The 26,373-nt window shown below is 69.5% G+C and carries 16 protein-coding genes; 5 read left to right on the top strand and 11 right to left on the bottom strand.

Annotated elements, in window-relative coordinates; all coding sequences use genetic code 11:
• Positions 1 to 137 precede the first annotated feature (137 nt).
• The 7 genes from RAB71_RS01200 to RAB71_RS01170 all read right to left on the bottom strand — a co-directional run bounded on the left by RAB71_RS01200 (position 138) and on the right by RAB71_RS01170 (position 8,665).
• Entirely contained in the window at positions 138 to 1,022 is an 885-nt protein-coding gene (locus RAB71_RS01200; protein WP_010342756.1) for a peptidylprolyl isomerase, read from the bottom strand.
• A 95-nt stretch (positions 1,023 to 1,117) separates the two neighbouring features.
• Positions 1,118 to 2,221 carry a glycerophosphodiester phosphodiesterase family protein gene (locus RAB71_RS01195; protein WP_010342757.1) on the bottom strand — a complete coding sequence of 368 codons (1,104 nt, stop codon included), beginning with the start codon at positions 2,219 to 2,221 and terminating at the stop codon, positions 1,118 to 1,120.
• Positions 2,222 to 2,713: 492 nt separating this feature from the next.
• Positions 2,714 to 4,150 (bottom strand): coniferyl aldehyde dehydrogenase, encoded by a 1,437-nt coding sequence (locus RAB71_RS01190; protein ID WP_010342758.1) that lies wholly within the window; start codon positions 4,148 to 4,150, stop codon positions 2,714 to 2,716.
• 213 nt (positions 4,151 to 4,363) lie between these two features.
• Positions 4,364 to 5,053, bottom strand: a complete 690-nt coding sequence (gene yjjG, locus RAB71_RS01185; protein WP_010342759.1) for a pyrimidine 5'-nucleotidase — start codon at positions 5,051 to 5,053, stop codon at positions 4,364 to 4,366.
• Positions 5,054 to 5,172: 119 nt separating this feature from the next.
• On the bottom strand, positions 5,173 to 6,906 hold the full coding sequence (locus RAB71_RS01180) for a cation acetate symporter (protein WP_010342760.1): 1,734 nt from the start codon (positions 6,904 to 6,906) through the stop codon (positions 5,173 to 5,175).
• On the bottom strand, positions 6,903 to 7,220 hold the full coding sequence (locus RAB71_RS01175; RefSeq protein WP_010342761.1) for a DUF485 domain-containing protein: 318 nt from the start codon (positions 7,218 to 7,220) through the stop codon (positions 6,903 to 6,905). Before RAB71_RS01175 ends, RAB71_RS01180 begins: the two co-directional genes overlap by 4 nt.
• A 32-nt stretch (positions 7,221 to 7,252) precedes the next feature.
• Positions 7,253 to 8,665 carry a DcaP family trimeric outer membrane transporter gene (locus RAB71_RS01170; protein WP_010342762.1) on the bottom strand — a complete coding sequence of 471 codons (1,413 nt, stop codon included), beginning with the start codon at positions 8,663 to 8,665 and terminating at the stop codon, positions 7,253 to 7,255.
• 215 nt (positions 8,666 to 8,880) lie between these two features.
• Here RAB71_RS01170 and acs point away from each other — a divergent pair, with 215 nt between their 5' ends.
• The 3 genes from acs to mntP all read left to right on the top strand — a co-directional run bounded on the left by acs (position 8,881) and on the right by mntP (position 12,865).
• On the top strand, positions 8,881 to 10,824 hold the full coding sequence (gene acs, locus RAB71_RS01165; RefSeq protein ID WP_010342763.1) for an acetate--CoA ligase: 1,944 nt from the start codon (positions 8,881 to 8,883) through the stop codon (positions 10,822 to 10,824).
• A 151-nt stretch (positions 10,825 to 10,975) separates the two neighbouring features.
• Entirely contained in the window at positions 10,976 to 11,641 is a 666-nt protein-coding gene (locus RAB71_RS01160) for a response regulator transcription factor (RefSeq protein WP_010342764.1), read from the top strand.
• A 648-nt stretch (positions 11,642 to 12,289) separates the two neighbouring features.
• The gene (gene mntP, locus RAB71_RS01155) at positions 12,290 to 12,865 is read left to right on the top strand and encodes a manganese efflux pump MntP (protein ID WP_010342765.1); all 576 of its coding nucleotides are present in this window, start codon (positions 12,290 to 12,292) and stop codon (positions 12,863 to 12,865) included.
• 85 nt (positions 12,866 to 12,950) lie between these two features.
• Here the strand turns inward: mntP and RAB71_RS01150 are convergent, their stop codons facing one another.
• The 4 genes from RAB71_RS01150 to RAB71_RS01135 form a co-directional block, all read right to left on the bottom strand.
• Positions 12,951 to 13,532 (bottom strand): 2OG-Fe(II) oxygenase, encoded by a 582-nt coding sequence (locus RAB71_RS01150; protein ID WP_234006512.1) that lies wholly within the window; start codon positions 13,530 to 13,532, stop codon positions 12,951 to 12,953.
• Between the two features lie 104 nt (positions 13,533 to 13,636).
• Complete coding sequence (locus tag RAB71_RS01145; RefSeq protein WP_010342767.1) at positions 13,637 to 16,348, bottom strand: TonB-dependent receptor; 2,712 nt, start codon at positions 16,346 to 16,348, stop codon at positions 13,637 to 13,639.
• A gap of 321 nt (positions 16,349 to 16,669) precedes the next feature.
• Positions 16,670 to 18,526, bottom strand: a complete 1,857-nt coding sequence (locus tag RAB71_RS01140; RefSeq protein WP_029562060.1) for a sulfotransferase family protein — start codon at positions 18,524 to 18,526, stop codon at positions 16,670 to 16,672.
• Positions 18,527 to 18,647: 121 nt separating this feature from the next.
• Positions 18,648 to 22,079, bottom strand: a complete 3,432-nt coding sequence (locus RAB71_RS01135) for a NahK/ErcS family hybrid sensor histidine kinase/response regulator (protein WP_010342769.1) — start codon at positions 22,077 to 22,079, stop codon at positions 18,648 to 18,650.
• A gap of 872 nt (positions 22,080 to 22,951) precedes the next feature.
• Between RAB71_RS01135 and RAB71_RS01130 the strand changes: the two genes are divergently transcribed.
• Both RAB71_RS01130 and RAB71_RS01125 read left to right on the top strand, forming a co-directional pair.
• Positions 22,952 to 25,384, top strand: a complete 2,433-nt coding sequence (locus RAB71_RS01130; RefSeq protein WP_010341647.1) for an AAA family ATPase — start codon at positions 22,952 to 22,954, stop codon at positions 25,382 to 25,384.
• A 267-nt stretch (positions 25,385 to 25,651) separates the two neighbouring features.
• Positions 25,652 to 26,146: a gluconokinase gene (locus tag RAB71_RS01125; RefSeq protein ID WP_010341646.1), complete on the top strand. Its 495-nt coding sequence runs from the start codon at positions 25,652 to 25,654 to the stop codon at positions 26,144 to 26,146.
• Positions 26,147 to 26,373: the final 227 nt, after the last annotated feature.

The raw sequence follows: 26,373 nt of genomic DNA, 5'->3' as shown, positions 1-26,373 counted from the left end.
TGGCGAGAACCGTGTTGCCTGCGCGAGCGCGGTCGTCGGCGCTGCAGCCGGCCAGCACAGGAACGCCAGCGCTGCCGCCACCGCGGCAGCGCCCCCCAACCACACCGTCAGCGCAGCACGCCGCCGCACCGCCCGCCTCAGCGCGCGGCGGCGGCGTAGGCGGCGCGGTCGAACGCCATCGGTTGCGCCTGGCGCAGCCGCTGCATGGCGTCGGCCGCGGCCTGCTCGCGCAGTTGCAGGTCGATCTGCCCGCGCACCGCGTCGAAGCGCGCGTCGGTCTTCGTATCGAGACGGATCAGGTGGTAGCCGTCGGGGCCGCGCACCGGCGCGGACACGTGGTCCACCGCGAGCTGGCGGATCGGCGCGACGAAGGCATCGGCCAGGTAGCGGCCGAAGGTTGGCGACAACTGCCCGCCCTCGCCGGCGGTAGCGGTGTCGTCGGATTCGCGCATGGCCAGGGTGGCGAAATCGGCGCCGCCGTCGAGCTGGCGCTTGAGCGCTTCGGCACGCTGCAGGGCCTGTGCCTCGGTCAAGCGATGCCCGGCGCGCGGTCCGCCCTGCGGATTCAGGGCCACGAACAGATGGCGCAGGTGGTATTCGGTGTAGTCGTCCGGATGCGCGGCGAACTGCTGGCGCAGCATGCGCTCGTCGATCTGCGCGCCGCTCAGCAGGCGCGCCTGCGCGGCGTCGGCCAGGATCGCGTCGGCGGCACGGCGCAGGCGGGCGGCCACCACCGGATCGTCCTGCAGATGCTGTTGCCGTGCCTGGTCGAGCAGGATGGCGCGGTCGGCGAAGCGGCGCACCACGGAGTCGTCGTCGATGCCGGCATCGCCACGCGTGCCGTCGCTGGCCAGCGCGCGGTACTCGCTGGCGGTGAACTGCTGCGCGCCGACCCGCAACACCACCGGATCGGCGGCGGCGGACTCGGCGGTCGGCGCGGCGGACGCGACGACGGCGCCCAGCGTGCAGGCGGCCAGCGCGATGGACAGGGCGACGGTGGACTTGGCAAGGGAAAGGGACATGCGCTTCTCCAGGAGAGGGCGGCGCGCGGCGCCGGAGCGCCGCGGCCGCGACACGGCGGCCGACCGCGGGGTCGGCCGCCAGGACGTGCAAGGACTCAGTCGTGCTTGCTGCGCGCCTTCAGGTACGCGATCGCCGCCTTCGGGTCGTCAGTGGTGATCAGGCTGAACGCCTCCTGGTTGACGATGAAGTTGAGATCGCCACGGTTGTCGGCGGTGTCGCGGCCGCCGGAGTAGGAGAAGTACAGGTCCGACAGCTGATAGCAGCAGGCGCCGCTGTTCTGGTAGAACTTCCCGGCCAGCGGGCTGTCCGGAATCGCCTGGAACACGCCCACGCGCACGCCGCGCTCGCGCACGCGGTCGGCCTGGCCCTGCAGCAGGCCACCGAGCTGCTTGACGTTGATCTCCATCGCCTCCTTGGTATCGCTCCAGGCCGATATGGCGTTGTCGACATTGATCTTGGTCAGCATGTTGGTGGTGAACACCGGAATGCCGACCATGCTGGTGGTGTCGGCGCGGAACGCCGAACGGCTCGGATACAGGGTGGCATTGACCTTGGCGGCGACGAAGTTGGACGCACCTACCGAGAACGCATCATCGGCAGCGCGCGACACGGCACGCACCGAGGCCGCGTCCTTGATGTCGAACACGATTGGCGTCTTCAGGGCATGCGCCTTGAAGTAGGAGAACAGCTCATCCACGCGCGGCACATGGTAGCCGGTGGTGGTGCGGCGGTCGGGGGTCAGCAGGAACAGGCCGCTGACCACCGACCACGGGGTCACGGTGATCGACGGGTTGTAGCCCTGGTTGCTCATCGGGTCGTACTTGGTTTCGCCGGCACGGCTGGTCCACACGTTGGTGGTGCGGCCGAGGTTCCAGTCGTGCAGCACCACCGGCACGCCGTCGCTGGTCATCTTGATGTCCAGTTCCACGCCGTCCATGCACTGGTCGTTGGCGAGCTGCAGCGAACCGCGTGAGTTTTCCGGCATGTCGGGGAAATTGCCGTACTTGCCCCACAGGCCGCGGTGGGCCAGCACGACGGTGTCGCCGCTGCTGTCGCCGAACAGGATGTTGCTCATCTTGGTGCCGACGGTGTCGTTGCAGTTGGCCATGGCCAGCTGCGGCACGACGGCCAGCACCGTCAGGGCGGCGAGCACGCGGCAGGCGCGCGCCAGGGGCGAGGGAACGAATGCGATCTTCATTGGGCTGCGTCCGGTTCTGAAGGAAAGGGGGGAGACACGGGGGACGAGCGCCGGTCAGGTCGACGCATGGCGGCATCTCGTTTGCTGCGCTCCACGCGGACGTCTCGCGCAGGAGCCTGAGCCGCCGTGATCGGCGGCGGCATCGGGGCGAGAAGCTAATAACTTACTGTGAATTATTTATTTCCGGGGTGCGACCCAGGAAAGGACTGTGGACTGCGCCACGATTTGGGGCCGTGCCGGCCTGGTCGTACCCAGGGACCGGCGCTTCGAACCAGCCGGTGCGCGCCGCTGGCGCTGCATCTGGGGACTTGTCTCATCGCGGCGGAGGATCGCCTCCAGTGATCGCTTCCTTGGCGAGACACGCTGTCCCTTGTAGGAGCGGCTTCAGCCGCGACGCTTTACCGGTCATGCCCCGTCGCGGCTGAAGCCGCTCCTACACGCAAGCCCTATCGCCACGCCATGCACCCGTACCTGGACGTCGGCTGCCACCGCTCAGCGCAACAGGAACGAAAGCATGCGCGCGATCCGCGCGTACGGCGGCTTGAGCAGATCGCTGCCGGCGCGGCGCGCCTGCCACAGGATCGGCAGCGCCTTGCTGAAGGCATCGAAGCCGGCGCGGCCGTGGTAGGCGCCCATGCCGCTGGGGCCGATGCCGCCGAACGGCAGTGCGTTGGCGGCGAAATGCAGCAGGCTGTCGTTGACGGTGACGCCGCCGGCGATGGTGGCGTGCAGGATCGCCTCGATCCGGGCGCGGTCGTGGCTGAAGGGATACAGCGCCAGCGGCCGGTCGCGGCCGTTGATCTCGGCGATGGCCGCATCCAGCGAGCGGTAGCTGCGCAGCGGCAGGATCGGGCCGAAGATCTCCTCCTGCATGAGCAGCGCGTCGTCGCCCGGCTGCAGCACCACGGTCGGCACGATCAGCCGCTCGCGCTCGGCGCGTTCGCGCTCCACCGTGGCCAGCTCGATCACTTCCAGGCCGCGCGCACGCGCATCGTCCAGGTAGCCGCGCAGGCGCCGGTACTGGCCGGCGTTGACGATGCGGGTGTAGTCCTCGGCGCTGGCGAAATCGCCATAGCGCGCCAGCACCTGCGCGCGCAGCGCCTGCACCAGCGCCGCCTCGCGGCCGGCGTCGATCAGTACGTAGTCCGGGGCGATGCAGGTCTGCCCGGCGTTGAACCACTTGCCGGTGGCCAGGCGCGCGGCGGCCTGCTCCAGCGGGTAGTCGGCGCAGACGATGGCCGGCGACTTGCCGCCCAGCTCCAGGGTCAGTGGGGTCAGGTTGGGCGCGGCGGCCGCCATCACCTTGCGCCCGACCGCGGTGGAGCCGGTGAACACCAGGTGGTCCAGCGGCAACGCGGCGAACGCCGACGCCACCTCGGCCCCACCCAGCGCCACCGCCACCCGCTGCGGCGGGAACACCTCGGCCAGCAGCGACTGCAGGAACTGCGCGCTGCGCGGGGTGTGCTCGGAGGGTTTCAGGTAGACATGGTTGCCAGCGGCGATGGCGGTGGCCAGCGGGATCAGCGCCAGATTGACCGGGTAGTTCCAGGGTGCGATCACCCCGACCACGCCGACCGGCACCGGCCGCACTTCCGCGCGCGCCGGCCACAGCCGCCAGCCGGCGCCGACCCGCTGCGGGCGCATCCAGCGTTTCAGATGACGCAGCAGGTGATCGATCTCGCCGAGCACGGTCATGCCGTCGGCGATCAGCGATTCGTGGCGCGAGCGGTGGCCGAAATCGGCGGCGATGGCATCGGCCATCTCCGGCAGCCGCCGCTTCAGCGCCGCGCGCAAGCGCAACAGGTCCTCGCGGCGCTGCGCCCGCTCCGGCTTGGCCGCCTGCCAGGCCGCGCGCAGGCGCTGCAGGGTGACGGGCAGGGCGGCCAGCGGCGTGTCGGCGGGAGCGGCGTCGGCGGCGGAGGTCGGCATGGACGCACTATACGATGGCGGTCGCGGCTGCCGTGCGCGCAGGCCGCGAGTCGGCAGCGCGCGGCCATGCCCCCTCGGTCTCACAGTGGGTCGCGTCGGGACTGAAGTCGCTCCCACAAGGGGCACCCCAACATTGGCCGCGAACTGGACTTTCCCCCCTGTGGGAGGGACTTCAGTCCCGACCCGATGGCGCCAGGCACGCGAGCAGATGTGCTACAGCGCCGCCGGCTCCTCCAGCAACCACGCCTGCAACTGCGCCAGCGAGGCGACCTCGTGGTGCGGCACGATGCCCTCCGGCGCGGCGGCGCCGTGCGCATTGAACCAGCAGGTGTGCAGCCCGGCGGCCAGGCCGCCGGCGATGTCGGCCTGCGGGTTGTCGCCGACCATCAGCACCTGCGCCGGCGGCGGATCGCCCAGTTGCGCCAGCGCGTGCGCGAAGATCCCCGTGTGCGGCTTGGCCACGCCCACGACCTCGGAAATGGCGATGACCTCGAAGCGGTCGTGCAGGCCGGTGCGTTGCAGGCGCGCGGTCTGCAGCGCACCGAAGCCGTTGGTGACCAGGCCCAGGCGCGCGCGCCCACGCAGCGCGTCGAGCAGGTCCACTGCTCCGTCCAGCGGCGCACACAGCTCCGCCATCGCCGCCAGGAACGCCGTGTTCAAGGTCTCCGGCGCGGTCTGCAGGCGCTGCGCCCAGTCGGCGAAGCGGCGCTGCTGCAATTGCAAGGCGGTGATCGCGCCGTTCTGGTACTGCACCCACAGCGGCCGGTTGCACGCGGTGTAATCGGCGTACTCCGCTTCGCCGAACTGCACGCCGTAGCCGGCGAACATGCGCTGCAGGCCGGCGAAGGCGTCGAAATGGAACAAGGTGTCGTCGGCGTCGAACAGGATCCAGCGATAGCGCATGCGGGCGACCGGGGCGGCAAGGGCCCGCCATGGTAGCCGCTGCCCGCAGACACGACGACGCCGGCACAAGGGCCGGCGTCGCGTGCGGCGATGGCCGCGTCCTGCCTAGGCGAGCGTGCTCAGTGACCCGAGCCGCGCGAGGCGCCCAGCCCGGTCTCGGCGCGGATCTGCTGCGCCTTGAACGCGGCGCGTTCCTTGCCGGCCTGCGCGCTGCGGTCCAGCACCGAGAACAGCCAGATGCCGACGAAGCCGATGGTCACCGAGAACAGCGCCGGCGAGGTGTACGGGAACGGCGCCGAGCCGGTCGGGTTGCCCAGCGTGTCCACCCACACCGACGGCGACAGCACGGTCAGCACCAGCGAGGAGATCAGGCCCAGGAAGCCGCCGATCACCGCGCCGCGGGTGGTGCAGTCCTTCCACAGCAACGACAGGATCAACACCGGGAAGTTGGCCGAGGCGGCGATGGCGAAGGCCAGCGACACCATGAAGGCCACGTTCTGCTTCTCGAACACGATGCCCAGCAGCACCGCGATCACGCCCAGCGCGATGGTGGTGACGCGCGACACCTTCAGTTCCGAGCCCGGGGCCGGATTGCCCTTCTTGATCACCGTGGCATACAGGTCGTGGGACACCGCCGAGGCGCCGGACAGGGTCAGGCCGGCGACCACCGCCAGGATGGTGGCGAAGGCCACCGCGGAGATGAAGCCCATGAACACGTTGCCGCCCACCGCATTGCCGACCAGCACCGCCGCCATGTTGGCCGCGCCCTTGCCGCCGTGGATGGTGCCGGTGGCGACGTCGGCGAACTGCGGGTTGGTCAGCACCAGGGCGATGGCGCCGAAGCCGATGATGAAGATCAGGATGTAGAAGTAGCCGATCCAGGTGGTGGCCCACAGCACCGACTTGCGCGCCTGCTTGGCGTCGGGAACGGTGAAGAAGCGCATCAGGATGTGCGGCAGACCGGCGGTGCCGAACATCAGCGCCATGCCGAAGGAGATCGCCGAGATCGGATCCTTGACGAAGCCGCCCGGGCCCATGATCGACAGGCCGGCAGTGGCCGCCTCTTCCGGTGAGGCGCCGCCGTTGGCCGCCACCGCGGTCTTCACCCGCACGCCCTCGGCGAACAGCGCCTCGAAGCTGAAGTTGAAGTGCCACATGATCGCCACGGCCATGAAGGTCACGCCGGTCAGCAGCAGCACCGCCTTGATGATCTGCACCCAGGTGGTGGCGGTCATGCCGCCGAACAGCACGTAGACCATCATCAGCACGCCGACCAGGCTCACCGCCACCCAGTAGTCCAGGCCGAACAGCAGCTTGATCAGCGCACCGGCGCCGACCATCTGCGCGATCAGGTAGAACAGCACCACCACCAGCGTGCCGGAGGCGGCGAAGGTGCGGATCGCGGTCGGCGCGAAGCGGTAGCCGGCCACGTCGGCGAAGGTGTACTTGCCGAGGTTGCGCAGGCGCTCGGCCATCAGGAAGGTCAGGATCGGCCAGCCGACCAGGAAGCCGATCGCGTAGATCAGGCCGTCGTAGCCATTGGTCATCACCGCCGCGGTGATGCCCAGGAACGAGGCCGCCGACATGTAGTCACCGGCGATCGCCAGGCCGTTCTGGAAGCCGGTGATGCCGCCACCGGCGGTGTAGAAATCCGACGCCGAGCGGGTCTTCTTCGCCGCCCACTTGGTGATCCACAAGGTGCCGGCGACGAAGAAGGCGAACATGGAGATCGCCACCCAGTTGGTCGGCTGCTTGTCGGTCTGGCCGACGTCGCCGCCGGCGGCCAGGGCCGCGCCGGCCGGCAGCAACGCGGCCAGCAGCAGCAGCAGAAGGAAGCGCAGGTGCTTGCTCATTGGCGGGCGTCCTCGAGGATGGCGGCGGTCAGCTGGTCGTACACGGTGTTGGCGCGGCGCACGTAGATCGCGGTGATGGCGATGGTGAAGACCATCACCCCGATCGCGATCGGGATGCCAATGGTGGTGACGCCGCTGCCCATCGGCTGGGCCAGGAAGGCCTTGTCGAAGGCGATCAGACCGATGAAGCCGAAGTAGGCCAGCAACATCAGGACGGTCAGCGTCCAGCCCAGCGCGTTGCGCTGGCGCTTGAGCGCGTGGTACTTCGGATTGGCGTCGATCTTGGCGATCAGCGCGTCGTTGGAGAGGCTCATGAGATGGCTCCGGTAAGTGGCCGCGGCGCGGATCAGAAGCTGTACTTGGTGGTGAACTGCAGGCGGGTGATGTCGCCCGTGGCGCCGCTTTCGATCTCGCGCTTGCCGTACATCAGCTCGGCGCCGATATCGACCTTGGGCAGCGGCGAGTAGAAGACGTTGCCGCGGATGCTCTGCACGCTCTTGGTCACGGCCAGGCCGGTGAGCGCGGTGTCGTTGTCGTAGTCGCTGCGCGCGTAGATCAGGTTGGTGCGCAGCTTGGGCGAGAACGCGTGGCGCCAGCCGACGTAGCCGGCAACCACCCCGACCGTGTCGAGGTCGCGGTCGGCCGCGTCGTACACCGCGTTCTGGGTGATGCCCAGGCCGATGTAGCGGCCGATGCCCTCGCCGCCGGTGAGCTGGTAGAACAGGCTGTCGCTGTCGCTGGCCACCCACTTGCCGCCCAGGGTCAGACCGCCGGACGCCTTGCTGGCGTCGGCGCCGGTGGCGCGGTTGTCGACCTTCTGCTGGCCGACCACGCCGGCCACGCCGAAGCTGCCCCAGTCGCCCTTCCAGCCGTAGCGCACGGTCAGGTCCGGCAGCGCGCCGCGGTCGGAACTGGCGGTGCTGACCACGCCGGCCACGCTGCGCGTGTACAGGGTGGTTTCGGGGTTCTCCAGGGCGATGCTGAAGCCGCCGTTGGTGTAGCGCAGCTGCGCCTGGCGCACGAACACCACACCGTCGGTGGGGCCGATGAAGTCGGCCGCTTCCGGCAGCGCCGCCGGATCCATGAAGTTGGACCAGGTCTGGCCGGCCAGCCAGTGGTTCCAGTACATGTAGGCGTGGCGCAGGGTCGCGCCGTAGGTGTTGGTGGCGGTCTGGGTGCCCAGTGAATTGCCGAAGAAATCCAGTTCCACCAGCGCACCGGCCTTGTTGCCGCCTTCGGTGACGCTGTCCACGCCGAAGTTGATCCGCGAGAACTTGGCATGCGCGTTGTAGTCGGTGCCGGACTTGGCCCCGCCCACCGGGGTCTGCCCGGGCAGGTACAGCGCGCGGCCGGTGGCATCGTCGGCGAGCTGGCCGTCGCCGGTGCGGGTGGCCAGGAAGTCGGCCTTGATGAACCCGCCGACCTTGAAGGTGGTGCCGGGTGTCGCCCCCGGGGTGATGGTGGTCACCTGGATCGGCGCCTTGCCGGCCGGCGGTGCCGGGGGTGGCGGCGGCAACGCGGCCTGTGTCGAGCGGACCGCGGCGACCTCGGTCTGGGTCTGCGCGATCTGCCCCTGCTGCTGTTGCTGCGCGGACAGCAGTTGCTGCACCTGCCGCTCCAACTCGGCCACGCGGGTCTCCAGCGCCTGTTCGCGCGCCGACGGTTTGCCTTGGGCGAAGGCCGCGCCGGGCGCGACCAGGGCCACCAACAGCGCCGCCGCCAACGGGCGACGCGCCAAGGATGCGATGCGGTTGCTCATTACTCCCTCCCGAATAATGGATGGCCGCACGCATGCGCACGGCCGTAGCCCAGCGTGCGCGAGCGCAGCGGGCGCGCCTATTGGCCATTAGTCGAACGTCCGCTGAGTTACGACCATCGTCTAAGGCCGGGCGCGTGTGCGCTTAACGCCGGATGCGGCACACTGCGCGTTGACGCGCCGCCGCATGCGGCGCCCCGTTCAATGCAGAGGGAACCATGGCCGATCTCTACCCCGTCGATCCGCAGTTCGCCGCCCGTGCGCGGGTCGACAAGACCCAGTACCAGACCCAGTACAAGGCATCGGTGGAACAGCCGGAAGCGTTCTGGGGCAAGGTGGCCGAGCGCCTGGAGTGGTTCAGGAAGCCGACCCGGATCAAGGACGTCAGCTTCGCCCTGGACGACTTCCGCATCCGCTGGTTCGACGACGGCGAACTCAACGCCAGCGTCAACTGCCTGGACCGGCAACTGGCCACCCGCGGCGACAAGACCGCGCTGCTGTTCGAGCCGGACAGCCCGGACGCGCCGTCCTACCGCGTCACCTATCGCGAACTGTACGAGCGCGTGTGCCGGCTCGGCAACGCGCTGCGCGCGCTGGGCGTGCGCAAGGGCGACCGTGTCACCATCTACCTGCCGATGATCCCCGATGCCGCGGTGGCGATGCTGGCCTGCGCGCGCATCGGCGCGATCCACTCGGTGGTGTTCGGCGGCTTTGCGCCCAACTCGATCGCCGACCGGGTGATCGACTGCGGCAGCAAGCTGATCATCACCGCCGACGAAGGCCTGCGTGGCGGCAAGAAGATCCCGCTCAAGGCCAACGTTGACGCGGCGCTGAAGCTGCCCGGCACCACCAGCGTGGAGACCGTGCTGGTGGTGCGCCACACCGGCGGCGCGGTGGACATGCAGGCCCCGCGCGACCGCTGGTTCCACGATGTGGTCGACAGCCAGCCGGCCGAATGCGAACCCGAGCGCATGAACGCCGAGGATCCGCTGTTCATCCTCTACACCTCCGGTTCCACCGGCAAGCCCAAGGGCGTGCTGCACACCACCGCCGGCTACCTGCTGTACGCCGCCTACACCCACGAGACCGTGTTCGACCTGCGCGAGGACGACATCTACTGGTGCACCGCCGACGTCGGCTGGGTCACCGGCCACAGCTACATCGTCTACGGGCCGCTGGCCAACGGCGCCACCGCGCTGATGTTCGAGGGCGTACCGAACTACCCGAGCGTGTCGCGCTTCTGGGAGGTCATCGACAAGCACCAGGTGACGATCTTCTACACCGCCCCGACCGCAATCCGCGCGTTGATGCGCGAGGGCGAGGCACCGGTGAAGAAGACCTCGCGCAAGAGCCTGCGCCTGCTCGGCAGCGTCGGCGAGCCGATCAATCCCGAAGCCTGGCGCTGGTACTACGACGTGGTCGGCGACGGCCGCTGCCCGATCGTGGACACCTGGTGGCAGACCGAGACCGGCGGCATCCTGATCACCCCGCTGGCCGGCGCCATCGACCTCAAGCCCGGCTCGGCGACGCTGCCGTTCTTCGGCGTGCAGCCGGCGCTGGTCAGCGCCGACGGCGAGATCCTGGAAGGCGCCACCGAGGGCAACCTGGTGCTGCGCGATTCCTGGCCGGGACAGATGCGCACCGTGTACGGCGACCACCAGCGCTTCATCGACACCTATTTCCGCACCTACCCGGGCAGCTACTTCACCGGCGACGGCTGCCGCCGCGATGCCGACGGCTACTACTGGATCACCGGCCGCGTCGACGACGTCATCAACGTCTCCGGCCACCGCATCGGCACCGCCGAGGTGGAGAGCGCGCTGGTCGCCCACCCCAAGGTGGCCGAGGCCGCGGTGGTCGGCTTCCCGCACGATATCAAGGGCCAGGGCATCTACGCCTACGTGACCCTGATCGCCGAGGAACAGCCCAGCGAGGCCCTGCACAAGGAACTGGTGGCCTGGGTGCGCAAGGAGATCGGCCCGATCGCCGCCCCCGACCACCTGCAGTGGGCGCCGGGCCTGCCCAAGACCCGCTCGGGCAAGATCATGCGCCGCATCCTGCGCAAGATCGCCGAGAACGCCCCCGACCAGCTCGGCGACACCTCGACCCTGGCCGATCCATCGGTGGTGGATTCGTTGGTGAACGAACGGTTGGCGCGCTGACGCGCTACGCGCTACGCGCGTCGGGAATGGGGAATCGAGAATGGGGAATGGGAAGAGCCATTCCCCGGTCGCTTCGAGATCTTAGGCACCCGACACTCCGCTTTTGCCGTTCCCATTCCCTATTCCCGTTTCCCCACTCCCGGCCTCACCCATGCCCACCCTGCTGATCGCCGACGACCATCCCCTGTTCCGCGAGGCGCTGCGTGGGGCGGTGCAGCGGGTGATGCCGGGGGTGCAGTTGTACGAGGCCGACAGCGTCGAGGCGCTGTATGCGCTGGCCGATCGCCACGCCGATGCCGATCTGCTGCTGATGGATCTCAACATGCCCGGTGCGCAGGGCTTCAGTGCGCTGGTGCACATGCGTGCGCTGCATCCGCAGTTGCCGGTGGTGGTGGTGTCCGCGCGCGAGGAGCCGACGGTGATGCGGCGCGCGCTGGACCACGGCGCGTTCGGCTTCATTCCCAAGTCGGCCGACTCGGACACCATCGGCCTGGCCCTGGGCACGGTGCTGGACGGCGAGCACTGGGCGCCGCCGGAAGCGCACAACGTGCCGCCCACCGACCGCGCCGAGCGCGAGGTCGGGCAGCGCCTGCGCGAACTGACCCCGCAGCAGTTCCGGGTGCTGCAGATGCTCGGCGCCGGCAGCCTCAACAAGCAGATCGCCTACGACCTGGGCGTGTCCGAGGCCACCATCAAGGCGCACGTCACCGCGATCCTGCGCAAGCTCGGCGTCACCAACCGCACCCAGGCGGTGCTGCTGGCCGGCAAGCTGGCCATCGACAGCGACGCCATCGTGCTGCCGCCGGAAGAGGACTGACCCGCAGCGACGCCTGGCGAAGGCGCGAGCGAGGCGTGAGCGTCCTGCATCAGCAGGGCTGTCATCGCGATGCCGCTGGGCCGTTGTCCGTGCGTAGACGGCGCGCTGGCTGCCTCCTTGTGGGAGGGACTTCAGTCCCGACGCGCTGAACGCTGAGCGCCATTCGCTCGCTTTGGCGCGGCGGAAGCCACCCCATGCAGCGACGACGCATCGGCAGCTGCATGCGGGAATAGCGGACAGGGTCCGTGGCGCTGTCATGAAGTGGCGCACACATTCGCCCACTCGCGCACTACGGCTGAGTGCACCACCCAAGCCACATAAGCGCAGAGGTGAGCCTCCTCGACGTATCCCGTGCACACCTGCCGTACCGCCGCAGAGTCATCGTCGATATAGCAGCAGCTATCAAGATAAGCTGCAGGTTCGCGTGCGTTCCAGGGATGTTCGCCGCAGTTGGCCGCTGTTAGACTGCGCGTCCCCTTGGGGAGTAGCCTGCTGTCCGACCTGCGCGGACAGCGCCCGTATCAACAGACTCGGCCGATGCGCCGTGGTACGGGCAGCCAGTTCGGTTGGCGAGACCAGCGGCGAGTGCGCAAGGCGAAGGCCGGGCGCGCGCGCTCGTCGTTGTCGCCTGTCCCGGTACGGTCCCCCATGTCGTTTCTTTCGATCCTCCTGCTCGGCATCGCCATGTCGACCGACGCCTTCGCCGCCGCGGTCGGCAAGGGCGCGGCGATGCAACGCCCGCGCTGGGCCGACGCGCTGCGCGCCGGCCTGATCTTCGGCTGCATCGAGGCACTGACCCCGGCGCTGGGCTGGGTGCTCGGCCAGGCCGCCTCCAAGTACGTGGTCGCCTTCGATCACTGGATCGCCTTCGGCCTGCTCGGCGCGCTGGGCGTGCACATGATCGTCGCCGGCCTCAAGCCGGAGTCCGACACGCCCGAGGAGGCCGCGCCCAAGCGCCACGGCTTCTGGAATCTGGCCGCCACCGGCTTGGCCACCAGCATCGACGCGATGGCGGTGGGCGTCGGCCTGGCCTTCCTCGACGTGAACATCGTCGAGGTCGCGGCGATCATCGGCCTGTGCACGCTGACCATGGTCACCCTGGGCATCATGCTCGGCCGCGCGCTCGGTGCGCTGGCCGGCAAGCGCGCGGAGATCGTCGGCGGCGCGCTGCTGATCGCGATCGGCTGCACCATCCTGTTCGAGCATCTGCATGGTGCAGGTTGAGCGACGGGTGCTGGTGCGCCCGGGATTGGGGATTGGGGATGTGCGGCGATGATGCGCGCCCATCCCACCAGCGCGGCGCCCTGGGTCAGGCCGGCTTGGCGGTGAATTCGAGATAGGTGGACAGGATGTACTTGTCGCCGCTGCGTGGCGGCAGGCCCGCGTGCAGGAACATCCAGTACGGCGGGAACACCAGCAGGCGGCCGGCGCGCGGCGCGACCTCCAGGTCCAGGTCGAGGAAGCGGGTGTGCCCGCCCTCGGCCACGTCGTTGAGATACCACAGGAACACCAGGTAACGGCCGGTCTCCGCGTCGCAGGCGTCGAAGTGCGGCTGGAAGCGTTCGCCGGCATCGGCGCGGTAGCGCTTGATCCGCAGGTCGGCCAGGCGTGGGCGCCACGGCACCTCGGCAGTCAGACCGAGATCGGCGTTGTAGCGGGCCAGCGCCGCACGCACCTGTTCGATGAAAAAACCCTGGAACGCCGGATCGGCGAGCCGGGTGACGTTGAGTTCGGTCCAGGCGCTGTCGTCCAGCCCTGCGCGCTCGCCAGCGCCGTTGCGGCGGTGCTGGGCGGCGGTCTGCTCGAACTGCGCGATGAGCTGTGCGCAGAAGCCAGGATCCAGTGCCGCGTCGTAGACGCGGACGTAGTGGCGCAGGTCGGTCTGGTTCATGCGCATCGGCATGCTGCTCCCTCAAGCAGAACGGCGCGCCCCACAGGGACGCGCCGTATCGTACGCTCCGGCGCCGCCCACGCAGGCGGCGGCGCCGGCTCCACTCAGAAGCGGTAGGTAGCCCGCATCCAGTAGTAGCGGCCGAGCGTGTCGTAGGTGCTCACGTCGGTGTTCGCGTTCAATACGTTGTTCTGGTACATGACCGGCGGCTGCTTGTTGGTCAGGTTGTCCACGCCCAGGTCCAGGCGCAGGTTGGCCCCGGCCATGTCGTAGCCCACCTGCAGGTTGTGGTACATGTAGCTGCCGTAGTCCAGCACCACGCCCTTGATCGCCGCATCGGCGGACATGTTCTGGGTCAGGTCGCCACTGCCGACCTGCACCTTGCCGATCCAGCGCGTGGTCCAGCTCGCATCCCAGTTGCCCAGCTTCCAGCCGACCTGGGCGTGCGCGCGCCAGTGCGTGTAGTTGCCGTAGGACGAGTTGTAGCGGCCGGCCATGTGCACCACCGTGTCCCCGGTGTCGATGTCGTAGCGGTGCAGGTAGGTGCTGTCCACGGCCACGGTGAACTTGCCGAACGCGGTCTCCGGCAGCACGTAGTTGGCGCCGAGGTCGATGCCCTGGGTGTTGAGCTTGCCGATGTTCACCACCGGCGTCTGGATGTAGTTGATGTTGCCGGCGCTGACGGTGCCCGCGGCATAGCGGTGGATGTAGCTGCAGTAAGGGCTGTTGTCGTCGTTGTAGCAGAGGTCTGCCACGGTCTGCGCGGAGATCGACTGGATCAGGTCGTTGAGCTTGACCTTCCACCAGTCGAGATTGACCGACAGGCCCGGCACGTACTCGGGGCTGTAGACCAGGCCGTAGTCGAAGGAGGTGCCCTTCTCCGGCTTGAGCTGATAACCGACGTAGCTGGACCCGGACACGATGCCGTTGGTCTGCGACAAGCCCGAGCCGTTCCAGCCGGCCGGCACGCCGGCGCAGGCATTGGCGTGGCCGCTGCCGCTGTAGCCGATGCACGGGTCGACGAAGTTCGGCGAGTCGGCGGTCGGGCCCTGGTAGATGTCGCTGATCGTCGGCGCACGGAACACCTGCGCCGCGGTGCCGCGCACCATCAGGTCGTGGATCGGACGCCACTCCACCTGGAACGAGGCGCTGTTGTTGCCCGAGCGCACGCTGCTGTAGTCGGAGTAGCGGTCGCTCAGGGTCAGGTTGAGCGCGCCGACCGGCGAGGACTGCTCCAGCACCGGCACGAACAGCTGGGCGTATGCCTCCTTGACGTTGAAGCTGCCGCTCAGCGGCGAGGAGCATGCTTCGGAGGAGACCGCGCAGGTGTTGTCGCTGTTGATCAGTGCATTGGCCGACACCGTGGAGTTCAGGGTCTCCTTGCGGTACAGCGCGCCCACCGCCAGCTGCGCGGCGCCGGCCGGCATTTCCCACAGGCTGCCGTTGGCGCTGGCTTCCCACTGGCGCATGATCGTGGTGGTTTCCTGGCGCGGAATCGATTCGTTGCTCTTCAGCCAGGCGATGGTGTTGGCGTTGTTCTGGTCGAAGATGTTGACCTGCCCGCTGTCGATCGCGGTCTGCAGCGCGGCGTAGTCGACGTAGCCGTGGCTCCAGTTGCGCTGGCGGTAGTGACCGTAGTTGAAGTTGGTGTCCCACACCCAGCTGCTGTCGCCGATGCCGCCCTTCAGGCCGATCACGTCCTGGTCGGTGGCGGTGTCGTAGAAGCCTTCGCGCTGGCCCAGGGTGGTGAAGCGCGAACGGAACTCGTAGCCGTTGGGGCCGAACTCCACGCCGAACGGGTTGTACGGGTTGTTGGCGGCGATGGTGATGCCGTCGTTCTGCGCGTCGAACGGCAGCGGCGCGATCGCGAAGTTCGACATGGTGTGGTTGTGGTAGGCGTTGACGTACGCCTGCATCGAGTCGGTGATGTTGAAGCTGCCGAGCACGAAGCCGCCGACGCGCTGCTGCGGGGTCAGCAGCAGGTTCTGCGCCTGGTAGTTGTAGGCGTCGGCCGAGGAGCTGTAGCACTTGTAGCCGCCGCTGCCGTTGCTGGTCAGCGCGCCGTTGGCGCTGCAGCCGTTGGCCGCCAGGGTCGCCGCCGGCAGCTTGTAGTAGCCGCTGGGCGTGCGGCTGGAACCGCCCTTGTAGACGCTGCCGCTGGACAGGTACATCGCGTATTTGGAGAACGCGCGGTTGGCGCTGGAGACGTCCTTCTGCTTGTTGTAGTCCAGGCCGACTACGACGTTGCCGCGGTCCCAGGTCTTGCCGAAGGTGAAGCTGCCGCCCTGGCGCGCGCCGTCGCCGCGGCTGGTCTGACCGTAGTTGGCCGAGACTTCGCCGCCTTCGAAATTCTTGCGCAGGATGAAGTTGACCACGCCGCCGATCGCGTCGGAGCCGTACATCGCCGAGGCGCCGACCTTCAGCACTTCGACGTGGTCGATCATGTTGGCCGGGATCGAGTTGACGTCGTTGTTCTGGATGCGGTGGCCGTCGATCAGGATCAGCGTGCGCTGGTCGCCGAGGCCGCGCAGGGAGATGGTCGAGGCGCCGTCGCCGCCGCCGTTGTTGACCTGCGGGTTGGTCGCGGCGCCGGCGATGCCGGGCAGCGCCTGCAGCAGGTCGCCCAGGGTCTGCTTGCCGCTCTGCTGGATCTGCTGGCGATCGACCACGGCGACCGGGCTGGCGGTCTCCACATCCACACGGCGCACCAGCGAACCGGTGACGGTGAGCTTGTCCAGCGTCACCGGCGCGTCGCCGGACGCGGACGCCGCCGGCGTGGCGCTCTGCGCATAGAGCGTGGCGGGAAGCGTCGCCATGGCCAGGCAAACGGCGTGAGCGAGTCTGTTCTTTGCTACGGACATCGGGAAGACCTCATGTGATGTGCGACAAGCGCCGGCTGCACGCAGGCGCGAACCATCCCGGGCGCCTCGACGGCGCGGCGGGTGAAATGGATGCCTCGGGCCTGCGGTTCATTAGAGGACCGTCAGGCACTTGTTAGTTTTTTATAAGAAGGGTGTTGTTTCGGTGTGCCAGCGTGCGCCAGCGCCTGACAAAAACACCGCTTCAACCGCGGTACAGCGCGCGCGGCGTTTTGCCGTTCAACCCGCAGACGGGAACGGTTCAGACAAGCGGCACCCTCAGGTAGCGCGATAGTCCCAGCGTTGCAGAAACGGTTGCAGCACCGGCAGCACCGGCGCGAACGCGTCGCGATAAGCGTGCCAGCGGTCCAGGGCCTTGCGGTTGATGCCTTCCACCACCTGCGCGTAGCTTGGCGTGCTGATGAAGCCCTTGCCCTGCGCGTGCCGCTGGAACTCCAGCAGCCGCTCCGGCTGCTGCAGCTGCAGGAACTGCCCCAGCCGCGCCACCTGCGCCTGCGGGTCGGCCACCAGATCCTCGTAGCGCAACTCCAGCACGCGCGGCTGCAGCAAGGCGGCGTGGTAGAGCCAGAAGTCCATCGCGTCGGCATAGCCGCGCGCCAGCCGCGGCAGGCTGGCACACAGCAGGGCGAAGGCCGGCGAGCGGAACGCCTGCATGTAGCAGCTCAACAGCACGTCGCAGGGGTGGCGCAGCGCCAGGATCACCGGCGCCTCCGGGAACAGACGCCGGATCAGCGGCAGGCGCAGCAGGTTCAACGGGTTCTTGTCGACCAGGCGCTGGCCCGGCTGCAGCTGCACCACCCCGCGCACCGCCTGCCAGTACTCGGCGCGCAGCGCGTCACAGGCGGCATCGTCGAGCTCGCCCAGGCCATCTGGCCAGGCCACGCCGCGCGCCTCCAGGCGGTCGGCCAGCCCCTGCAGGAACGGCCGCTCGTCCATCGCCACCAGCTGCGGGTGGGCGTCGAGCATCTGTTCCAGCAAGGTGGTGCCCGAGCGCGGGAAGCCGACCACGAAGATCGGCGAGTCCGCCATGGCCGGCGCGGTTACCGGCCGCGCCGCGGCATGGCGCACCGGATCCCAGCGGGACTGCGCGACCGGCAGCGGCGGTGCGTCCGCCGCCGCCAGTTCCGGCACCAGCGCGGCCAGGCCCTCGACCTGACCGGCATGGCCCTGCACGCACGCATCCAGCGCCTCGTCGTAACGGCCCAGGCGGTCGCAGACCCGCGCCAGGGCGAAGAACAGGTTGCTCTGCTTGCGCCGGTCGACGGCGCTGCCGTCGGCCAGCAGCCCGCGCAGCAGCGCGTGCGCCTGCTCCCAGTGACCCTCGCGCATGGCCAGCACCGCCAGCGCATTGGCGGCGTCCTGGCGCACGTCGGGGTCGTCGATCCGTTCCGGCGGCGGCAGTTGCGCGGCCGCCTCGCGCGCCTGCGGCAGGCGGTTGGCGCGTTCGAGCACCAGCACCAGTCGCGACCAGGCCCGCGTCGGCTGCGCCATTGGCTCCTCGGCGCAGGCGCGCAGCAGAGCGCAGGCCGTGTCGGTCTCGCCGCCCTGCGACAGCAGCCAGGCCAGTTCCACGGTGGTGTCCGGATCCAGCGGCGGCCACTGCCGCCAGTCGGCGATCAGCGCCTGCACGCGCTGGAAGTCGCCGCATTCGTGGCAGGCCATCGCCGCGTGCACGCACAGCGGCGGGGCCTGCGGCGCCAGCGCATGCGCGTCGAGCAGGTGTTCACGGGCCGCGGCGTAGTCGCCGGCGTCCATCGCCAGCAGGCCGAGGTTGTGGTGCGGCAGCGGATCGTCCGGCGCCAGCGCGCGGGCGCGCAGATAGGCCTCGCCTGCCGGGCCGGGGTCACCGGCCTCGCGCAGCGCCGTGCCGAGGTTGTTCCAGTGCGCCACCTCATGCGGCTCGCGCTCGGCGAGCCTGCGGTACACGGCGGCGGCCGGCGCCGGCTGGCCCTGCATCTGCAGGCTCATCGCCAGCAGGCTGCTGGCCAGGACATCGTCGGGGTGCTGCCGCAGGTAGGCGCGGGCACCGTGTTCGAGCGTCTGCGCCTGCCCGGCCTCCAGCGCCGCCAGCAGGTCCGGGAGCGAGGGCATCGCGGGGGTGTCCAGGGAGGTCATGCGCAGGCGGATCGTGGGTGGTCCATCACCTTAGCTGCCTGCCCGCGCCGTGCGCCACACCGGCCGCGCCGCCGAGTGCCACACGGCACATACATTCCCGTTACAACGACGGGCGACGCCGCTAGATCGGATCGTGGTACGCGGTGAGGAAGGCGCGCAGCGAGGCCGGCTTGACCGGCTTGGTCAGCAGCCGGTAGCCGCGCTCGCGCGCCTGCAGCTTCAGTTCGTCGCGACCGTCGGCGGTGAGCAACGCGCCGGCCACCGGCCCGGGCATCGCCGCACGCAGCGCATCCAGGGTCTCCAGGCCGTCGAGCCGGTCGTGCAGGTGGTAGTCGACCAGCATCACGTGCGGTGCGCACGCGGCCTGCGCCAGCGCCGCATCGACGGTGCTGGCGCAGATCACCTCCACCTGCCAGCGGCCGAGCAGCGCGCGCATGCCGTCGAGGATTTCCTGGTCGTTGTCCACGCACAGCACGCGCAGCCCGGCCAGCGAGTCGGCCGCCGCCGCCGCGCGCGGCGCGCGTTGCTGCGCCTGTGCCGGCGGCGCCGCCCGCGGCAGGGTGATGGAGAACATGCTGCCGTGGCCGACGCGGCTGCGCGCATCCAGGTCGTGGCCGAGCAGGCGCGAGATGCGCTGGCAGATCGACAAGCCCAGGCCCAGCCCCTGCTCGCCCCAGTCGAACGGCTGCTGGTAGCGCTGGAACTCGTCGAAGATCTGCTGCATGTGATGCGGCGGGATGCCGGGGCCGGTGTCCCAGACCTGCAGTTCCAGCGCCGCACCGCGGCGGCGCATGCCGAGCACGATGCGGCCCTGGCGGGTATAGCGCAGCGCGTTGGCGAGGAAGTTCTGCAGAACGCGGCGCAGCAGCCGGCGATCGCTGCGCACCCACAGCGGCCGCGCGTGCACGTGCAGGCGCAGGCCACGGCCGGCGGCGATCGGACTGTACTGCGCGGCCAGTTCGCGCAGCAGCAGGCCGGCGTCGATGTCCTCGATGGTCGGGCGCAGGCCGCCGGCGTCCAGCCGCGACACATCGAGCAGGCCGTCGAGCAGCTCCTCGGCGGCGCGCAGCGAGGCGTCCACGCGCTCGGCCAGATGCCGCTGCTCCTCGTTCTGGTGCGCATCGCGCAAGGCCGAGGCGAACAGCCGCGCGGCGTTGAGCGGCTGCAGCACGTCGTGGCTGATCGCGGCCAGGAAGCGGGTCTTGGACTGCTGCGCCAGCTCGGCCTCGCGCGAGCGCTCGGCCACGCGCTGTTCCAGGGTCTCGTTGGCCTCGAGCAGGGCCTGCTCGGCGCGCTTGTAGTCGGTGATGTCGTTGTAGCTGGTGACGTAGCCGCCGCCGGGCAGCGGCTGGCCGCGCATCTCGATCACCTTGCCGTCGCTGCGGGTGCGCTCGAAAACGTGCGGGGTGCCGGCACGCATGTGCGCGATGCGGCGGGCGATCTGATCTTCCACCTGGCCACCGCCGAGTTCGCCGCGCTCGGCGTTGTAGCGGATCAGGTCGGCGACCGGGCGGCCGACGTAGAGCATGCCGTCGGGATAGCCGAACATCTGCTGGTAGCGGCGGTTCCACGCGGTCAGGCGCATCGCCGGATCGACCACGCTGACCCCGGCACTGATGTTCTCCAGCGTGGTGGACAGGATCTCGCGGTTGAAGCGCAGCTCCTGCCCGGCCTCGTCGAGCACTGCCACCACCTCGCCCAAGTCCATGCCCGAGCCGCGCAGCAGGCTGGTCAGCACCAGGCGCGCAGAGGCCGCGCCGATCGAGGCGGCGAGCAGGCGTTCGGTGAACTGCACCCAGACCCGGTCGGCCACCGCGGTGGGCTGCGGCTCGCGGCCAAGCAATTGCGCCTGTTCGGCGAAGGCACGGCGGGCATGACGCTCGCCGACCATGCGCTCGGCCAGCGCCTGCAGATCCACCACGCGCACCTGCCCGAGCCAGTCGCCGGCCACCGCCGGGCGCTGCGAGTACGGCTCCAGGAACGGCGCCGCGCGCAGGCGCTCGTCCAGGCCCGGTCGCCAGCGCGCCGACACAAACATCATCGTGCCGACGTTGACCAGCAGCGACCAGAACGTGCCGTGCGCCAGCGGGTCCCAGCCGCTCATGCCGAACAACTGCTGCGGGCGCAGCCAGGAGATGCCGAACGGCCCATCCAGCAGCCACGCCGGCGCCAGCCAGCCGGCCTGGGTCAGTGCCGGCAGCAGCAGCGTGTAGATCCAGGTGGCGAAGCCCAGCACCATGCCGGTCTCCACACCCTTGCGGCTGGCGCCGCGCCAGTACAGCCCGCCGATCACGCCCGGCGCGAACTGCGCCACCGCGGCGAAGGCCATCAGGCCGTACGACGCCAGCGTGGTGTCGTTGCTGCTGCTGCGGTAATAGCCGTAGGCGATCAGCGCCAGCAGCAGGATCGCCAGGCGGCGGATCCACAGCACCTTCGAGGCCACGTCGGCGCCGGCGGCCTGGTGCCCGCGGCGGCGCAGCAGCACCGGCATCACCAGGTCGTTGCTGATCATCGTCGCCAGCGCGATGCTGGAGACGATGACCATGCCGGTGGCGGCGGAGAACCCGCCCACATAGGCGACCAGCGCCAGTGCGGTGCGGCTTTCGGCCAGCGGCAATGCCAGCACGATGCTGTCGTCGGCCACGTCGCCGCCGCCGAACAGCGCGATGCCGGCGGCGGCGATCGGCACCACCATCGCCGAGATCAGCACCAGGTACAGGCCGAACAGCCAACGCGCCTTGCGGATGTCGCCGACGTCGCTGCACTCCACCACCGCCACGTGGAACTGCCGCGGCAGGCACACCAGCGCCAGGAAGCTGAGCAGGGTCTGCGAGATGAAGCCCACCGGCGGGGTGTTCTGGAACAGCGTGCGCGTCGACGCCAGCACCTGGCCGCCGTCGCGCGCGGACAGCCACACGTAGGCGAACACGCCCACCGCCACCATCGCCAGCAGCTTGACTACCGACTCCAGCGCGATCGCCAGCATCATGCCGTGGTGGTGCTCGGTGGCATCGACCTGGCGGGTGCCGAACAAGGTGGCGAACAGCGCCATCCCCAGGGCCACGTACAGCGCCGGATCGGCATAGAACGGCGCACCGGTGCTGGACTGGCCGCTGAGCACCTGCAGGCTCATCGCCACCGCCTTGTACTGCAGCGCCAGGTACGGCACCACGCCGACCAGGGCGATCACCGCCACCAGCGCGGCCAGGCGCCGCGAGCGGCCGTAGCGCGAGGAAATGAAGTCGGCGATGGACACGGTGTTCTCGCTGCGCGCGATCAACGCCAGGCGCTCGACGATGCGCCAGCCGAACAGCAGCATCAGCAGCGGGCCCAGGTAGATCGGCAGGTAGCCGGCGCCGTTGCGCACTGCGCTGCCGACCGCGCCATAGAACGTCCACGACGAGCAGTACACGGCCAGCGCCAGGCTGTACACCGCCGGCCGCAGCCACGGCCGCTCCGGGTACAGCGGACGGCGGTCGCCCCACCACGCCACCGCGAACAGCAGCGCCGCATAGCCGACCGATACCAGCAGCAGGATCCAACTGGAAACCAAAGGTGAGTCCCCATGACGATGCGTGCAGTCTAGAGGGTGCGCGGCGTTTCGGCGTGGTCGGGAGTTCGGGGCTCGCTGCGTCTCGCTTGGGCTGCGCGTGCACCAGGCTGGGCGCCGCGAGGCAGGTGAGGCGGCTGCGCCTACACCCCCCAACGGCGAGCACGGCGCTTCTCGCCTCTTTTCCTGCGCCCCCTTTGCACGCAGCCCAGTTAAGCAGAATCACCGCTCGGTTGCGGTGCGGCATCCAATGTCCGCGGCAGACGCAGGCATGCCGCAGGCTCTGCTTCTGCTTCTGCTTTTGCTGTTGATTTGTAGGACCCTTTTGGCGCTGCAGCCACGACAAGGCAAAGCTTTCGCCTTGCGGCGAGTTACTTTTCTTTGCTTGTGCAAAGAAAAGTAACCAAAAGAAAGCACACCCTGCCTCGCGCCCTCCGCGCTGCGCGCTCCGGGTCCGCGTCCATCACGGGGATCCGCGGAAGGGGCATCCTGCCCCTGCCGCGGACGGCGTACATCCATGTACGCCGCCCTTCGGGTTTTTCCCCGCGCTGGCCGCCACTTCGGAAGGGAACCCGATAAGGCAAAGGCAACAACCAAAGCAACTGCAACAGCCATCATGGGCTGCCATCATGGAGCTGCAATCCATGCGTAGGAGCGGCTTCAGCCGCGACGAACGAAGCCGCGATGGTCTAAAGACCCGCCCTGCGCCTCGCGCCCTAGCTTTCTCCAAGATGCCTCCTCCCACGGCAGCAACCGCTTCACGCGCCTGCCTGCCGTGTCCAACGCGGGCAATATCCATCAGCAGACAGCAACCGCAGCCCCACCGGCGCTCAGGCTAAGATGCGCGCGGTGACCACCTGCGCCCGCTCCCGCTGATGTCCGGCATCCCGGCCGCCGTGCCGACGCCCCCGCCGTCGCTGCAACAGCAGACGCAGCGCCTGCTCGCGCAGGTGCAGCAGGCGCAGTCGCGCCAGGCGCAGGCCGATGCGGATATCGAGCGGCATCTGCCTGCCGTGGAGCAGGCGGCGGCCGCAATCCGGCACCGCTTCGCTGCGCACGCCAAGAGTGCGGCGCGGGCGGCGGTACGGCGCGAGCGCCGCCGCGCCTGGGGATCGGCGTTGCTGCTGCGGCCGCTGCTGCCGGATTGGCGCTGGCGCGCGGCCTTGATCGGCATGCTGGTGCTGGTCCTGCCGTGGACCAGCGCACACTGGCTGGGCGAGACGCGCAGCTTCCTCGTCTGGTGGCGCCAGGTCGGCCTGCACGGCGATGGCGGCCTGCTGCTGCAAAGCCTGCTGCCCTCGCTGCTGGCGTACGGCCTGCTGGTCGTCGCCGGTGCGCAGTTGCTGGCGTGGCACCACAGCCATGCCGAACGGCGCGCACTGCAGGCGTTCGCACGCCTGCCGCTGGCGCTGGTGCAGGTGGCCGATGCCGCGCAGCATGATCCAGGGTCGACCTATCCGGTGACCCGCGCGCCCTGGCCGCAGCGCGCCCTGCACGGGCGCTGGTCCATTCCCGCCACGCATGGCGATCTGTCCGGTGCGCGGCTGCTGGCCTTGCACGACGGCAGCGAGGACCCGCGGCTGCAGGCGCTGGTCGTGCTGCCCGATGCCACCCACGCAGCGGCCCTGATCCTCCTCGACGCCGACCTGGCCGCCGACGCTACGCCGTCGCTGCAATCGCTGGCACTGGCACTGGCCGAAGACGCCGCCGTCGATGGCGCGCCGATCGCCGCGCTGCACGACCACGTGCAGGCCTGGGAGGTCGCGCGCGGCCAGCAACGCGCGCTGCAGCAGCGGCTGCAGAGCCTGGATGCGGTGCAACGGCACTGGGCCGACGTCGCGCTGCTCGACAGCACGCTCGACCAGATCCTGAAACTGGTGGACCTGTTCGTGTCCGGGCGCCAGCCGGCGCCGAAAGGCATGCTCCTGCACGGGCCGCCGGGTACCGGCAAAACCCTGATCGCGCGCAAGCTTGCGCGTCATGCCGGCTGCCATTTCGAGGCGCTGGGCGTGGCCGACCTGAAGGCCGCGCACGTCGGCCACACCGGCCCCAAGGTGCAGGCGATCTGGCAGCGCTGCCGCGCGCACGCACCGGCGATCCTGTTCATCGACGAATGCGAAAGCGTGTTCGCGCGCCGTGGCGGCGCCGACAGCGACAGCTTCGGCGCCGAACTGGTGCAGACGTTCCTGGCCGAATGGGACGGCTTCCATGCGGCAAATGGCCAGGTGCTGGTGATCGGCGCGACCAACCGCCCGGCGCTGCTGGACGACGCGATCCTGTCGCGCTTCACCGCCAGCATCGCCATCGGCCTGCCCGACGCCGCGGCGCGCGCCCGCATCCTCGGCGCCGAGCTGCAGCGGGCCGGTTTCACCCTGGCGCCGGACGCGCAGGTGATCGCCGACAGCACCGGCCTCTCCGGTCGCGACCTGCACACGCTGGTCGCGCGCGTTGCAGCCGAGTGCGTGGACGGCACGCTGGACAACGCCACCCTGCTCGCGCACCTGCGCGCGCTGCGTGGCAAAGGTTCCACTGCCGTCGCCACGCTGGGCTGGGACGACATCGTGCTGCCGGCCGCCACGGTCGAGGAATTCGTCGGCCTGGGCAAGGAACTGCGCAACGCCGAGACCCTGGCCACGCTCGGCGTGCCGGTGCCGCGCGGGATCCTGATGGTCGGCCCGCCGGGCACCGGCAAGACCCAGGTCGCGCGCATCCTCGCCAGCCAGTCGGGCCTGGCCTTCATCGCCCTGAGCAGCGCCGACCTCAAGGCCGGCTACCTCGGCCAGTCCGGCCAGCGCGTGCAGGCGGCGTTCGAGCGCGCGCGGGCGCAGGCGCCGTGCATCGTGTTTGTCGACGAACTGGACATCGTCGCCCCGGCGCGCGGTGCCGACGGCGACGGCGACGACGCGTATACCCGCGAGATCGTCGGCCAACTGCTGCAGGAGCTGGACGGCGTCTCCAGCCATGCGGGCCAGGTGTTCCTGCTGGCCGCCAGCAACCACGCCACTGCGATCGACCCGGCGCTGCTGTCGCGGCTGGACCGGCAGATCGTCATCGCCCTGCCCGACCACGCGGCGCGGGCCGCCATCGTCGCGCGCCTGCTGCGCGGCAAACCGCTGGATCTCGACGCCGCCGCCGCCGCGTCCTGGATTGCCGATCGCAGCGACGGCCAGTCCGGCCGCGACCTGCACAACTGGATCAGCCGTGCGATGCGTCGCGCCGTTCGCCGCACCTTGCAGCACAGCGACGATGCCTCCGGCACGCGACTGCAGTGGGACGATCTGGTCGAGACGGCGAACGCGACGATGTAGACGCCTCGCGGGAACCTGCAAGCGCGGGGTGCTGAACCAGGAGTGCCGGCTGGAGTCCCTGTGGGAGGGGCTTCAGCCCCGACGCCATCGTCCACACAGAACCCAGTTGCCACGGCGCACATCTCAACAGCAGCGCAAGACCCAGTTACAGAATCACTGACGTCCACACAACGCCCACACTGGCATCATCTGGGCGACCCCACGGGACCGCAGCACGTGACCCACATCCCCTCATCCCCGCCGCCACGCGCCGAAGCCATCGTCGTGATGGGCGTGTCCGGCAGCGGCAAGACCAGCGTCGCCCAGGCACTGGCGGCATACTACGGACTCACCTTCCTGGACGCCGACGACTTCCACAGCGCCGCCGCCAAGGCGCAGATGGCGCATGGCATCCCGCTCAGCGACGCGCAGCGCGCGCCCTGGGTCGCGACGCTGGCGCAACGCCTGCGCGCGTCCGTCGATGCAGGGCATAGCGTCGTGCTGGCCTTCTCCGGGCTGCGCAAGGCGCATCGGCAACAATTGCGCGACACCGGCGTGCCGATGCGTTTCGTGTTCCTGCACGCGGCCGCGCACGTGATCGCCGAACGCCTGGCCGCGCGCCATGGCCATTTCATGCCGCCGGCGTTGCTGCAAAGCCAGCTCGATACACTCGAACTGCCGCTGGACGAGGCCGACGTGATCTCGGTGGACGTGGACGCACCGTTCGCCACGGTTGTGGCCGATTCCATCGCGCAACTGGATGCAAGCGCCGCAATCGCCTAGGGTGTGCCTTGTCGGCATATCCTCAGCCATGCGCCCGTTTGTGGCGGTGGTGACGCAGCTTGCCCGTCGTAGGAGCGGCTTCGGCCGCGACGAACGAAGCGAAGGAACCTGAGCAAATGCGTTCGTCTCCGAGCCAAAGCGCCTTCCGTCACCAGCGCATTGCGGCCTTTCACTCGTAACGGCTGGCAAGGCACTGACCCTCTTGCAGCGTGTAGTGCGACGATGCC

Origin of the sequence: Xanthomonas sacchari (genome assembly GCF_040529065.1) — a bacterium.
Lineage (GTDB): Bacteria > Pseudomonadota > Gammaproteobacteria > Xanthomonadales > Xanthomonadaceae > Xanthomonas_A > Xanthomonas_A sacchari.
This window is presented reverse-complemented; position numbering and strand designations above follow the sequence as displayed.